The sequence below is a fragment of the Microbacterium umsixpiens genome (assembly GCF_053543675.1).
Map to the genome: position 1 here is coordinate 32,316 of NZ_JBLVOH010000023.1, position 11,024 is coordinate 43,339.

The following is an 11,024-nucleotide window of genomic DNA, read 5'->3' on the forward strand; positions in this document are numbered from 1 at the left end:
GGGGGCGGCGCCGCCACGTCCTGGACCACTGCGGCGAGCGCGCGACGCGTCACCCGAGGGTCGAGCGCGCCCTCTCCGGCAGCGACGGAGCGCACCGCCTGCACGAGCGCGGGCGCATCGACCGTCTTGAGGAGGAAGCCGACCGCACCCGCGCGGATCGCCCCGAGGACGAGCTCATCCTCATCGAAGCTGGTCAGCACGAGCACGTCGCCGAGTCCTCGTTCGACGATCTCCCGGGTGGCGGAGACGCCGTCCCTGCCGGGCATCCGCAGATCCATGAGCACCACGTCGGGCCGCAGCGCCGCCGCGTTGCGCACAGCGACGTCGCCGTCCGCCGCCTCGCCGACCACGGTGATCCCGTGCGCCTTGAGCATGATCCGCAACCCCGCCCTGATGGCGCCGTGATCGTCGGCGAGCAGCACGGTCGGGGCGCTCATACCCGCACCTCGAGCGGAAGCCGGCCCTCGACCGACCATCCGTCCGGGGCGGGGCCCGCCGTGAAGAATCCGCCCAGCGCTCCCACGCGCTCCCGCAGCATCTGCAGGCCCCAGCCTTCGCCTCCGTGCGCGGCCGCGGCGCTGGCCACACCTCCACGGGACCGAACCCTCACCTGCACCTCGGCGTTCCTCTCCACGATCTCGATGTCGACCTCGGCGCCGCCCGCGTGGCGGATGCAGTTCGTGAGGGCTTCCCGCACGATGCGGACCACGGCCTGTTCTGCGGCGGCTCCGAACTCGGGCACGTCCGGGGCGTCGAAGCCGACGACGAGCCCCGCACGCTCGGCATCGCGCACGATGCCGTCGAGATCGGCCCAGCGCGGTGTGGCCACGAGGGCGCCGTCGCCGCGGCGGAGCACCGAGATCATCGACCGCAGGGCTCCATGGGCATCCAGGCCCGCATCGCGCACGGCCTGGAGCGCTTCGCGGTCCTTCGTCTGGTCGGGCGTCGTGGAGAGAGCAGCCTCCGCTCGGATCGCCATCGCCATCACATGACCGGCCACCACGTCGTGCAGCTCGCGCGCCATCGCCTCCCGCTCGCGCTGCACGGCCTCGGCGCGGTCGCGCTCGGCGACGGCCGCGGCGTCCTCCGCACGCTGACGGTGCAGCTCGGCCAGCTCGTGCGCCTGGGAGACGGCGACCGCCCACCAGTAGTCCGTGCCGAAGATCGCGCCGAACTGCACCCCGATGAGGAAGGCGACGGCGAAGGGCATGTCGGTGAAGAGCCAGGCGACGATGAAGAGGATGACCGTCGAGGCACTGAGGAGCACCAGCAGAGTGCGACGACGTCGTGGGCCGGCGAGGAACACCGCGGTCCACAGCACGTCGAGCAGCACGAAGAGCGTCCCGATGCCGCCGACCGTGAGGAGGTCGGCGACGAAGAGGACCGTCACGATGCCGAGCACGGTCATCGGCAGGCGTCGCTTGACGAGCGCGAGCGCGCAGGCCGGAAGCGCGAAGGCGAGCGCCCACCACGGCGACACCGGCCCGGAAAGAAGCGAGAACGACCCCCAGACCCCACGGAATCCGAGCGCGGCCATCACGACGGCGAGGAGCGCCATCCCGGCGGGGTCCGCCCACCCGCGGTGCCGGCGATACCAGGCGCCGATGCCGCCGTCGACCTGCTCGTGCATGACCTCATGCAATCACGGCACGGCTGGGGTCGCATCCGTCGAAGGGATGAGGAGCGCACGACGAACGGTACTTTCGCCCGATCCACCGCCGCCCCCGCCCCGGCGACAGTGGAGCCATGGAACTCTTCGGCGGGCTCCCGCTCCCCCTCTCCCTCGCGCTGCTGGCGCTGATCGACGGGCTCAGCGTCGGCACACTCCTCATCCCGGTCTTCCTCCTGCTGCACCCCGGGCGGGTGCGCGCCGGACGCATCCTCCTCTACCTCGTGACGATCGCGGCCTTCTACCTCGCCGTCGGCCTCCTCTTCCTGTGGGGGCTGGTGAACCTCGTCGATGTCGCGTCGGACTTCCTCGCGTCACCGACCGGCCTGGTCGTCCGCCTCCTCGTCGGAGCCGCGCTCCTGATCACCGCGTTCGTGATGCCGACGGGTGACACGCAACCGAAGGGCGCCTCCGCTGTCCCTGCGAGTCCGGCCGTCGCGCCGGCGCAGGTCTCCCCGTGGACGGGGATGCCCGTGCGCGATGCCCCTGCTCCGGTATCGGCGACTCCGCTCCCGGCGTCGCCCGCTGCGGATCAGGCCGGAACAGCGACCGTCCGCCCCGGCCGCATCACACGCTGGCGTGAGCGCCTGCTCGATCCGCGTACCCGCGGCACCGCCGTGATGGCCGTCGCGATCGCCGCCGGCGTGGTGGAGATCGCCACGATGCTGCCGTACATCGTCGCGATGACGATGCTCGCGGATGCCGCCGTCGACACCCCGCTGCGTGTGCTCTCACTCGCGGGATACTGCGCCCTGATGATCCTGCCGGCGATCGTCCTGCTCGTCCTGCGCATCGTCGCCGCTCCCCTCGTTCAGCGCCCGCTGGAGCGCTTCGCGGCGTGGATGGAGCGCACCGGCGCGGAGAACACCGCCTGGATCATCGGCATCATCGGGTTCCTCATCGCCCGCTCCGCGGCCACTGAACTCGGACTCTTCGACGCACTCGGCGGCTTTCTCGGCAACTGATCGCCACGCAGCCCGACGCGGCGACCAGAAGGACTTCGACGAAGTAGGCTCGACGGGTGCGTCTCGTCATCGCCCGCTGCTCGGTCGACTACACCGGTCGGCTCAATGCCCATCTCCCGCTCGCCACGCGTCTGCTCGTGCACAAGGGAGACGGGAGTCTGCTCGTGCACTCCGACGGCGGCAGCTACAAGCCGCTGAACTGGATGAGCCCGCCGTGCTCGCTGTCGAGCGAGGACCCGGGCGAGGAGGAGGCGAGCGCCGGCGTCGTCGAGGTCTGGCGCGTCACCCACAAGAAGACCGGCGATGCGCTGCGGGTGCAGATCTACGAGATCATCCACGACACCTCCCACGAGCTGGGCCTCGATCCGGGACTCCAGAAGGACGGCGTCGAGGCCGACCTGCAGCGGCTGCTCGCCGAGCAGGTGGAGCGCATCTCCGAGGGCGCGACCCTCGTGCGCCGCGAGTATCCGACGGCCATCGGCCCGGTCGACCTGCTGGTGCGCGATGCCGACGGCGCCGCGATCGCGGTGGAGATCAAGCGCCGCGGCGACATCGACGGCGTCGAGCAGCTGACCCGCTACCTCGAGCTTCTCGGCCGCGACCCACACCTCTCCCCCGTGCAGGGTGTCTTCGCGGCACAGGAGATCAAGCCCCAGGCCCGTGTGCTCGCCGAGGACCGCGGCATCCGCTGCCTGGTGCTCGACTACGACGACATGAAGGGCATCGAGTCGGGCATCCCCCGCCTGTTCTGAGCCTCTGCCGTCTGACCCCCGCACGGATCAGCGAGCCGCCATCAGGCGCGGCGTCGGTCCCTCGAGCCGAGCGACCGCGATCTTCACCTCGGTCATCTCGAGCTCGACAAGACGGAGCCGCTGATCGACCCGGTCGAACCGTTCATCGATCCGCTCGAACCGTTCATCGATCCGCTCGAACCGTTCATCGACCCGTTCGAAGCGGCGGTCGATGCGATCGAACCGCAGTTCGAGCTTCACATCCTGCGCTTCGAAGCGCGCGTCCATCCGAGTGATCATCCAGCCGAACCCGCTGACGATCGCGACCAGAGTCGCCGCTGCTGTCGCCAGCATCGTGATGACTTCCACCGACACGTACATTCCCCCATTCTGACCTGCAACTCCGCTCTTGTCACGACCTTATATGAGGACATTGCGCTCTCACATAAGGTGTGAACAAGCTTTTTCGGAGCACAGCTGTGCAGAAGGAATGGCCCTCGCCGCCGGGCCCATAGGCTGGAGGCATGCCCCATTCCCCCTATTCCTGCGTGCTGTGGGACGTCGACGGCACGATCATCGATGCGTCCGTCGGCATCCTCCGCCGGCTGAACGTCGCCCTCACTCATTTCGGCCGGCCGGCGCCGACGCGTGAGGAACTGGTGCACTGGATCGGGCCGCCCATGTTCCAGTCGTTCCAGGACCAGGCGGGCATGACCCCCGAAGAGTCCCGCGAGGCGGTCACGTTCTACCGCACGCTCGGCAAAGCCGACGGCTACACCACCGACGTGGCCACATACCCCGGTGTCACCGACCTCATCCACGAACTGGCGGCGGCGGGCATCCCGCAGGCGACGGCCAGCTCGAAGCCGGAGCACCAGGTCGACGCACTCGTCGACCACTTCGGCCTCCGCCCGTCGTTCCTGACGACCGTCGGCGCCACACCCGATGAGGCGACGCTCGCCTCGAAGACCGACATCGTCGCCGAGGCGCTGCGCCGGCTCCGCGAGCTCGGTGCCGACACGTCACGACCGGTGCTCATCGGCGACCGTCACCACGACGTGGAAGGCGGCAAGGCCAACGGCGTCCCCGTGATCTTCGTCGGGTGGGGATTCAGCGACGCACACGAGGGCGACGAGGCCGAGTTCCGTGTGACGAGCGTGGCCGAACTGCGCGCTCTCCTGATCGACTGACGCCGGCACCGGCGACCCGCGCGCATCCGGCGGTTGCCGTGCCGGCACATCGGAGCGACCCATCAGAAGCACAGAACTCCCCGCCGGATGACGCCATCATGGCGCTCCGGTCGGGGAGTACGTGTTCCCGGCCCGTCTCAGACGGGGCGGATGTTCTCTGCCTGCAGGCCCTTCGGACCCTGTGCCACATCGAACTCGACTCGCTGGTTCTCTTCGAGAGACCGGTAGCCGGATGACTGGATGGCGGAGTAGTGCGCGAAGACGTCAGCGCCTCCGTCGTCGGGGGAGATGAAGCCGAAGCCCTTCTCCGAGTTGAACCACTTGACCGTGCCCTGGGTGCTCATGTACTGCCTGTTCTGCTGATGAAGAAGCCGACGCAGGGGTGCCCCGACATCGCTAACGCTAGTGGAGGAGCCCCCGAGCGGAATAGCCGCTGCAAGAAGGTAATCCAAATGTTGCACGAGCGGCACACGGCCGTCATCCGGCGGATTCCCGGGGCGCGCGAGCGCACGACGCCCAGAAAATGGTGTGGCCCTCACCGCGGGGGGAGCGATGAGGGCCGAAGACGACCGGAGGGTGCGTCAAGAACAGCCTAACTCCTTTTCGGAGCGCTTGTCCCCCTTTTGGGGGACAAATCCGAAAATCAGTGCGCGGAGGGCGATAGCGACCCCCTCGAGCGGTCCATTGGGGACTGAACCACTCGAGGGGGCCCAATCGCATGCACGGATCGTCTTGCCCCTGGGGTGGGCCGTCCGTCTCCTGGGGAGAGACGAAGACGATCAATCCCCGTGTGCATGCACCTTCACCATAGGGGAGGACGCACCGTCTCGTCACGGACCTCGTCCTGGTGAGATCGACAGAGGCCAGCCGCCGCTCTCCCGGCGCCGAGACGACGCGGAGGTAGCCTGATGCGGTGACGCTGCTCAACAAGGACATGACACTCTGCATCTCGCTGTCGGCGCGGCCGAGCAACAACGGGACGCGCTTCCACAACCACCTCTACGAGGCGCTCGGACTCAACTGGATCTACAAGGCCTTCGCTCCGACCGACCTCGCCCAGGCCATCGCCGGCGTGCGCGGGCTCGGCATCCGCGGCTGCGCGATCTCCATGCCGTACAAAGAAGACGTGATCGCGCTGGTCGACCGGATGGACCCCTCGGCGACCGCGATCGATTCGGTCAACACGATCGTGAACGATGCGGGCGTGCTCACGGCGTACAACACCGACTACTCCGCGATCGCGCAGCTGATCGCGCGCAACGAGCTGGATCCTGCTGCCTCCGTGTTGCTGCGGGGCTCGGGCGGCATGGCCAAGGCGACCGCAGCCGCCTTCCGCGACGCCGGCTTCGCGAATGTCACCATCGTCGCCCGGAACGAATCGAACGGGCGCGCGCTGTCCGACCTGTATGGATTCCACTGGCGAGCGGACGCGTCCGATTCGACGGCGGACATCCTCGTCAACGTCACCCCGATCGGCATGGCCGGCGGTTCGGAGGAGCACGCCCTGTCGTTCTCGGAGGCGGCGATCGCTGCGGCATCCGTCGTCTTCGACGTCGTCGCGCTGCCCGCGGAGACACCCCTGATCATCGCGGGTCGCGCCGCCGGCAAGACCCTGATCACCGGTGCCGAAGTCGCGACCCTGCAGGCGCTCGAGCAGTTCGTGCTCTACACCGGAATCCGTCCGAGCGCGGCGCAGGTGCAGGCGGCCGAGGAGTTCATGCGCGCCGGAACCGCGTGATCGGGAGCCCGATACATCGGTACCCTTGGCGCATGAGCGCGCCTCGCACCGCACGAAGGACCACCATCCGCCGCACACCTGCCGCCCTGGCCACGGCGGCGATCGTCGCACTGGTGCTGGCAGCCTGCACGGGTGGGGGAGAAGAGCCCACCCCCGACGGCAGCCAGGGCTTTCCCGACGACGGCTGCACGCACATCACCGTGGCGACCTCGTCGGAGAAGGTCAACATGCTCGACGAGCTGGCGGCCGCGTTCAAGGACTCCCCGGAGCACGAGTCGCTCGACACCTGCGCCACCGTGCGGCCCACGAACGTCTCGTCCGGCAACGCCGCCCGCTACCTGACATCCGGCGAGGACTGGCCGAGCGACGACCGCGCACTGTGGCCCACCCTGTGGTCGCCCGCCTCCACCGTCTGGACCGACCGCGTCGCGGCGGCCGCCTCGCAGAACCTCGTCGGCACACCCGCATCCTTCACGCGGACCCCCGTCGTGTTCGGCATGCCCGAGCCGATGGCCAAGGCGCTCGGGTGGCCGGACAAGCCGATCAGCATCACCGACCTCGAAGGCCTGTGCCAGGACCCCGACGGCTGGGGGAGCGTGGGCAAGGACATCTGGGGCGCCTTCAAGATCTCGAAGACGAACCCGAACACCTCGACCACCGGGCTGTCGACGATCCTGATGCAGTCGTACGAGGCGTCGGGCAAGGCGGAGGGGCTGACCTCGGCCGATGTGGATGCCGCGGCCGACTTCTCCCGCGTGTTCGAGGAGTGCGTGATCCACTACGGCGACACCACGGGCAACGTGCTGTCGACCCTGTACGACGAGACGCAGAACGGCGCCAACGGCTCGGCCTACGTCTCGGCGGTCGCGCTCGAGGAGACCTCGCTGCTCAACTACAACAAGGGCAACCCCGACTCGCACACCGTGCAGCCGGGAGAGACCCTGGTCCCGCCGAAGACCAAGCTGGTCGCGGTGTACCCCGCGGGCGGTTCGATGTGGTCGGACAACCCCGTCACCGTTCTCGGCGCCGACTGGGTGACGCCCGAGCAGCGCACGGCAGGTGAGGCGTTCGCGGCGTTCCTGCAGACCGAGGCCGCGCAGACGATCCTTCCCGAGTACGGTTTCCGTCCGCTCGACGAGTCGGTCCCCCTGGGCGACCTGTTCACGGCGAACTTCGGCGTCGACCCCGCACAGCCCGCGGTGACGCTGCCGAAGCCGGAGGTCGATGTGATCTCCACCGCGATCGACCAGTGGACGCAGGTTCGCAAGCCCTCCTCGGTGCTGGAGCTCATCGACATCTCCGGCTCGATGGACGAGCCGATCGGCGACGGCCGCTCCCGGCTCGACGGGGCGATCCAGGGCGCACAGACGACGCTCGACCATTTCCGTTCCACCGACGAGGTCGGCGTCTGGGCGTTCACCACCGGCGTCTCCTCCGACGAGGGCGAGAACATCGAGGTGCTCCGTGGGGTCACCCCGCTGGGCGCCGACGGCGAGAAGCTCGACTCCTCCCTCGACGACCTCCGCTACGCCGAGCGCAACGGCACACCGCTGTACGACGCGGTGCTCACGGCGTACGAGGCCATGAGCGAGCGCGCCGAGCCCGGACGGATCAACGCGATCGTGGTGCTGTCGGACGGCGAGGACACCGACTCGACGACATCCCTCGACTCGCTGATCGCGAAGATCGGCAAGAGCACGAAGGAGGGCGGAACCGATGCCCCGGTGCGGATCTTCCCCATCGCGTACAGCTCGGCCGCCGACACCTCGGTGCTGCAGCGGATCGCCGATGCCACCGGCGGCCAGATGTTCGACGCGTCGGACGCCGAGCGCATCGACCTCGTCTTCGCCTCCGTGATCAACAACTTCTGAGGTGGGAATGATCAGATCCACGGCATCCGACCCGAGCGGGGTCACCGACGCGATCGCCGCCCTGCAGTCCGGCGACGTCTACGTCGCCCCCGGCGTGCAGGGGCAGTCGGCGATGACCGATGCCCTGTCGGCCGCCGTGCCGGGGGACCGGACGATCGCCGTCGTGGTGCTGCCGGAGGATGCCGACCTGGGCACCGTCTACCCGCTGGAACTGCTCGACCGGCTCAGCGAGCGAGTGCCGCAGACGACCGTCGTACTCGCCGTGGGCGACGACCTGCAGGCGGGCTCCACCGTGATCGACAGCAACGACGTGCTCCGGATCGCCAACGAGAACGAGGCAGCGGCCGGTGGTAACACCCAGACCGCTCTCGTCGAGACCGTGCAGCAGATCGTCCAGGAGAATCCGTCCTCCCCGGGCCTGGAAGCCGGGGGAGGGACCGACTGGCTGCTGCCCGTCGTGATCGGCGGAGCCGTCCTGCTCGCAGCCGGCGGCACGGCGATCGGACTGCTCGCCCGTCGCCGTCGTACGCCGAAGACCGCGGCGGATCCGGTTCCTCCCGGCATCCGCCTGCGGGTGGACCGGCTGCGCGAGCTGCGGGTCGATTATGCGAACCTCCCGGGCAACCCTGTGGCCGCGGAGACGGCCGCGGGTATCGAGGCGCTCGCCTCCCACGTCGAGCAGCTGTTCGTACGACTCGACGCCAAGGCGGAGACCGACCAGGTCGCGCTGGCCGAGGCGGAGTACTCCGACAAGCTCGCCCGCCTCGTCGCCGCGCTGGAACGCGACTATCTGCTCGACCTGCTCACGCGGCCCGACCTGTGGGATGCACCGGAGGAGCGCGTCGCCGAGGTGCGCGAGGCACTGGCGGCCGTCACGACGCAGATCATCGACAACATCAAGCAGGTCAACGCCCGAAAGGGCCTGCTGTTCCAGGTGTCGCTCGACTCGCTCATCGGCCGCTCGGAGCTGCGCGACTGGGAGCGGCAGTTCAAGAAGAACTCGGGGGAGTGACCTCGCCCGACGCCCTGCCGTCGCCTCCCGCTCGGCCCTCGGCGAGGTAGGCGAGCCGGTGCAGCGTCTCGGCGTTGCGCCAGCGCAGCATCGGCGTCGTGAGGAAGCGGGGGATGAGTGCCGCCGGCCCCTTCACGGGTTCCTCGTCGATGCGCACCTGACAGCCCGACGCCGTCGTGCGCGCGCGCAGAGTGACTTTGGCCTCGCCCATCGGCCAGCCCCGGGCGATGAGCACCATCCGGTGCGGCGGCTCCCACTCCCGCACCTCGGTCCTGTCGTCGAGCAGCGCCGGCCACACGCCGAAGGAGTGGTGCAACTGCGCGCCGACCGCCGGCCAGGAGGCATCGACGTCGCGCATCCGCGAGGCACCGACCACCCATCCGGGATACAGCCAGCCGTTCGCGAGCACCCGGAACACGTCATCCGTGGTGCAGGCCAGGTCACGAGTGTTCGTCGCCATGGTTCCTCCGTCCGCGATCATCCTGCACGCCCGCGGCCGACCGCAGAAGACGCTTGACACGGAGCGCGGTACTTCTGTCAACCCGGTTGGCGGCGGCGCATCGTTCGACGAGCGTGGGCCGACACGGACCGATGATCGGAGGACACCATGAAGGCACTCACCTGGCAGGGGAAGCGGAGCGTGACGGTCGAGGAGGTCGCCGATCCGGTCATCCAGGAGCCCACGGACGCCATCATCCGTGTCACCTCCTCCGCGATCTGCGGATCGGATCTGCACCTGTACGAGCTGCTCGGCCCCTTCCTCGACCGCGGAGACATCCTCGGCCATGAGCCGATGGGCGTCGTCGTCGAGGTCGGCGCGGGCGTCACGAAGCTGTCGGTCGGCGACCGTGTGGTGGTCCCGTTCAACATCTCGTGCGGCGAGTGCTTCCTCTGCCGGCGCGGACTGCAGTCCCAGTGCGAGACCACGCAGGTGCGGGAGTACGGCAGCGGGGCGGCGCTGTTCGGCTACACGAAGCTCTACGGCCAGGTGCCGGGCGGACAGGCCGAGTACCTGCGGGTGCCGCTCGCCGACTACAACCACATCCCCGTGGCGCCCGACCTGCCCGACGAGCGCTACCTCTTCCTCAGCGACATCCTCCCCACGGCCTGGCAGGGGGTCGAGTACGCGCAGGTGCCGGAGGGCGGGACGCTCGCCGTGATGGGTCTCGGGCCGGTCGGCCAGTTCGTGTCGCGCGTCGGACGGCACCGCGGGTATCGGGTGCTCGCGGTCGACCCGGTACCGGAGCGGCGGGCGATGGCGGAGCGTCACGGCATCGAGACGTTCGACCTGACCGACACCGTGGTCGAGGAGCTGCGGGACCTGACCGAGGGGCGTGGTGCCGACTCGGTGGTGGATGCCGTGGGGCTCGAGGCGCACGGCAACTCGGGAGTCGAGTTCCTGCAGAAGGCGGTCGGCCTCCTTCCCGACCCCGCTGCTCGCCAAGTGTTCGACAAGGCGGGCGTCGACCGGCTCGCCGCCGTCTACGCCTCGATCGACGTCGTGCGCCGCGGCGGAACCGTGTCGCTGAGCGGTGTGTATGCGGGGGACGCCGACATCATGCCGATGAAGACCCTGTTCGACAAGCAGATCACCCTGCGGATGGGGCAGTGCAACGTGAAGAACTGGGTCGACGACCTGCTGGCGCTCGTGGAGGATCCCGCTGATCCGCTCGGCGTCATGGACCTGACGACGCATCACGCACCCCTCGAGGACGCGCCCGACCTCTACCGCACGTTCCAGAAGAAGGAGGACGGCTGCATCAAGGTCGTCTTGCATCCGTCGACCGTGTGAGGGCGGAGGGGCTCAGGCGCGGCTGCCGGGGTCCCCGTCGTCGCGGTTCGCCTCGT

General features: G+C 69.1%; 12 protein-coding genes. 7 read left to right on the plus strand and 5 right to left on the minus strand.

Going from position 1 to position 11,024, the window contains the following annotated elements; all coding sequences use genetic code 11:
* Both ACNPM4_RS02225 and ACNPM4_RS02230 read right to left on the minus strand, forming a co-directional pair.
* On the minus strand, positions 1 to 437 hold a 437-nt coding region (locus tag ACNPM4_RS02225; protein ID WP_448984542.1), incomplete at its 3' end, for a response regulator.
* Positions 434 to 1,630, minus strand: coding sequence for a sensor histidine kinase (locus ACNPM4_RS02230; protein WP_448984543.1), 1,197 nt, complete (start codon positions 1,628 to 1,630; stop codon positions 434 to 436). The genes ACNPM4_RS02230 and ACNPM4_RS02225, both read right to left, overlap by 4 nt.
* A gap of 116 nt (positions 1,631 to 1,746) precedes the next feature.
* Between ACNPM4_RS02230 and ACNPM4_RS02235 the strand changes: the two genes are divergently transcribed.
* Both ACNPM4_RS02235 and nucS read left to right on the plus strand, forming a co-directional pair.
* Positions 1,747 to 2,634: a GAP family protein gene (locus tag ACNPM4_RS02235; RefSeq protein WP_448984544.1), complete on the plus strand. Its 888-nt coding sequence runs from the start codon at positions 1,747 to 1,749 to the stop codon at positions 2,632 to 2,634.
* Between the two features lie 56 nt (positions 2,635 to 2,690).
* Positions 2,691 to 3,386, plus strand: coding sequence for an endonuclease NucS (gene nucS, locus ACNPM4_RS02240; RefSeq protein WP_448984545.1), 696 nt, complete (start codon positions 2,691 to 2,693; stop codon positions 3,384 to 3,386).
* A 27-nt stretch (positions 3,387 to 3,413) separates the two neighbouring features.
* Here the strand turns inward: nucS and ACNPM4_RS02245 are convergent, their stop codons facing one another.
* A complete protein-coding gene (locus tag ACNPM4_RS02245) occupies positions 3,414 to 3,746 on the minus strand; it encodes a response regulator (RefSeq protein ID WP_372467811.1) in 333 nt (110 codons plus the stop codon).
* 143 nt (positions 3,747 to 3,889) lie between these two features.
* On the opposite strand from ACNPM4_RS02245, the gene ACNPM4_RS02250 reads away from it, so the two are divergent.
* On the plus strand, positions 3,890 to 4,555 hold the full coding sequence (locus ACNPM4_RS02250; RefSeq protein ID WP_029264139.1) for an HAD hydrolase-like protein: 666 nt from the start codon (positions 3,890 to 3,892) through the stop codon (positions 4,553 to 4,555).
* 137 nt (positions 4,556 to 4,692) lie between these two features.
* Here the strand turns inward: ACNPM4_RS02250 and ACNPM4_RS02255 are convergent, their stop codons facing one another.
* Complete coding sequence (locus ACNPM4_RS02255; RefSeq protein ID WP_017203899.1) at positions 4,693 to 4,899, minus strand: cold-shock protein; 207 nt, start codon at positions 4,897 to 4,899, stop codon at positions 4,693 to 4,695.
* Positions 4,900 to 5,468: 569 nt separating this feature from the next.
* Here ACNPM4_RS02255 and ACNPM4_RS02260 point away from each other — a divergent pair.
* From ACNPM4_RS02260 to ACNPM4_RS02270, 3 genes are read left to right on the plus strand one after another with little or no spacing between them, the layout of a single operon-like run.
* Positions 5,469 to 6,293 carry a shikimate 5-dehydrogenase gene (locus ACNPM4_RS02260; protein ID WP_448984546.1) on the plus strand — a complete coding sequence of 275 codons (825 nt, stop codon included), beginning with the start codon at positions 5,469 to 5,471 and terminating at the stop codon, positions 6,291 to 6,293.
* A gap of 32 nt (positions 6,294 to 6,325) precedes the next feature.
* Complete coding sequence (locus tag ACNPM4_RS02265; protein ID WP_417503215.1) at positions 6,326 to 8,164, plus strand: substrate-binding and vWA domain-containing protein; 1,839 nt, start codon at positions 6,326 to 6,328, stop codon at positions 8,162 to 8,164.
* Positions 8,165 to 8,171: 7 nt separating this feature from the next.
* Positions 8,172 to 9,176, plus strand: coding sequence for a hypothetical protein (locus tag ACNPM4_RS02270; protein ID WP_448984547.1), 1,005 nt, complete (start codon positions 8,172 to 8,174; stop codon positions 9,174 to 9,176).
* Here the strand turns inward: ACNPM4_RS02270 and ACNPM4_RS02275 are convergent.
* Positions 9,154 to 9,636: an SRPBCC family protein gene (locus ACNPM4_RS02275; RefSeq protein WP_029264143.1), complete on the minus strand. Its 483-nt coding sequence runs from the start codon at positions 9,634 to 9,636 to the stop codon at positions 9,154 to 9,156. The two genes, ACNPM4_RS02270 and ACNPM4_RS02275, sit on opposite strands and share 23 nt — an antisense overlap.
* A 147-nt stretch (positions 9,637 to 9,783) precedes the next feature.
* On the opposite strand from ACNPM4_RS02275, the gene ACNPM4_RS02280 reads away from it, so the two are divergent.
* Entirely contained in the window at positions 9,784 to 10,968 is a 1,185-nt protein-coding gene (locus ACNPM4_RS02280; protein ID WP_448984548.1) for an alcohol dehydrogenase catalytic domain-containing protein, read from the plus strand.
* The last annotated feature ends 56 nt before the right edge of the window (positions 10,969 to 11,024 follow it).

What these genes read in the sequence shown, in the direction of transcription:
- ACNPM4_RS02230 (WP_448984543.1), bottom strand. Translation starts at nt 1,630, where the DNA reads ATGCACGAGCAGGTCGACGGCGGCATCGGCGCCTGGTATCGCCGGCAC.
- ACNPM4_RS02235 (WP_448984544.1), top strand. Translation starts at nt 1,747, where the DNA reads ATGGAACTCTTCGGCGGGCTCCCGCTCCCCCTCTCCCTCGCGCTGCTG.
- ACNPM4_RS02245 (WP_372467811.1), bottom strand. Translation starts at nt 3,746, where the DNA reads ATGTACGTGTCGGTGGAAGTCATCACGATGCTGGCGACAGCAGCGGCG.
- ACNPM4_RS02250 (WP_029264139.1), top strand. Translation starts at nt 3,890, where the DNA reads ATGCCCCATTCCCCCTATTCCTGCGTGCTGTGGGACGTCGACGGCACG.
- ACNPM4_RS02255 (WP_017203899.1), bottom strand. Translation starts at nt 4,899, where the DNA reads ATGAGCACCCAGGGCACGGTCAAGTGGTTCAACTCGGAGAAGGGCTTC.
- ACNPM4_RS02265 (WP_417503215.1), top strand. Translation starts at nt 6,326, where the DNA reads ATGAGCGCGCCTCGCACCGCACGAAGGACCACCATCCGCCGCACACCT.
- ACNPM4_RS02270 (WP_448984547.1), top strand. Translation starts at nt 8,172, where the DNA reads ATGATCAGATCCACGGCATCCGACCCGAGCGGGGTCACCGACGCGATC.
- ACNPM4_RS02275 (WP_029264143.1), bottom strand. Translation starts at nt 9,636, where the DNA reads ATGGCGACGAACACTCGTGACCTGGCCTGCACCACGGATGACGTGTTC.
- ACNPM4_RS02280 (WP_448984548.1), top strand. Translation starts at nt 9,784, where the DNA reads ATGAAGGCACTCACCTGGCAGGGGAAGCGGAGCGTGACGGTCGAGGAG.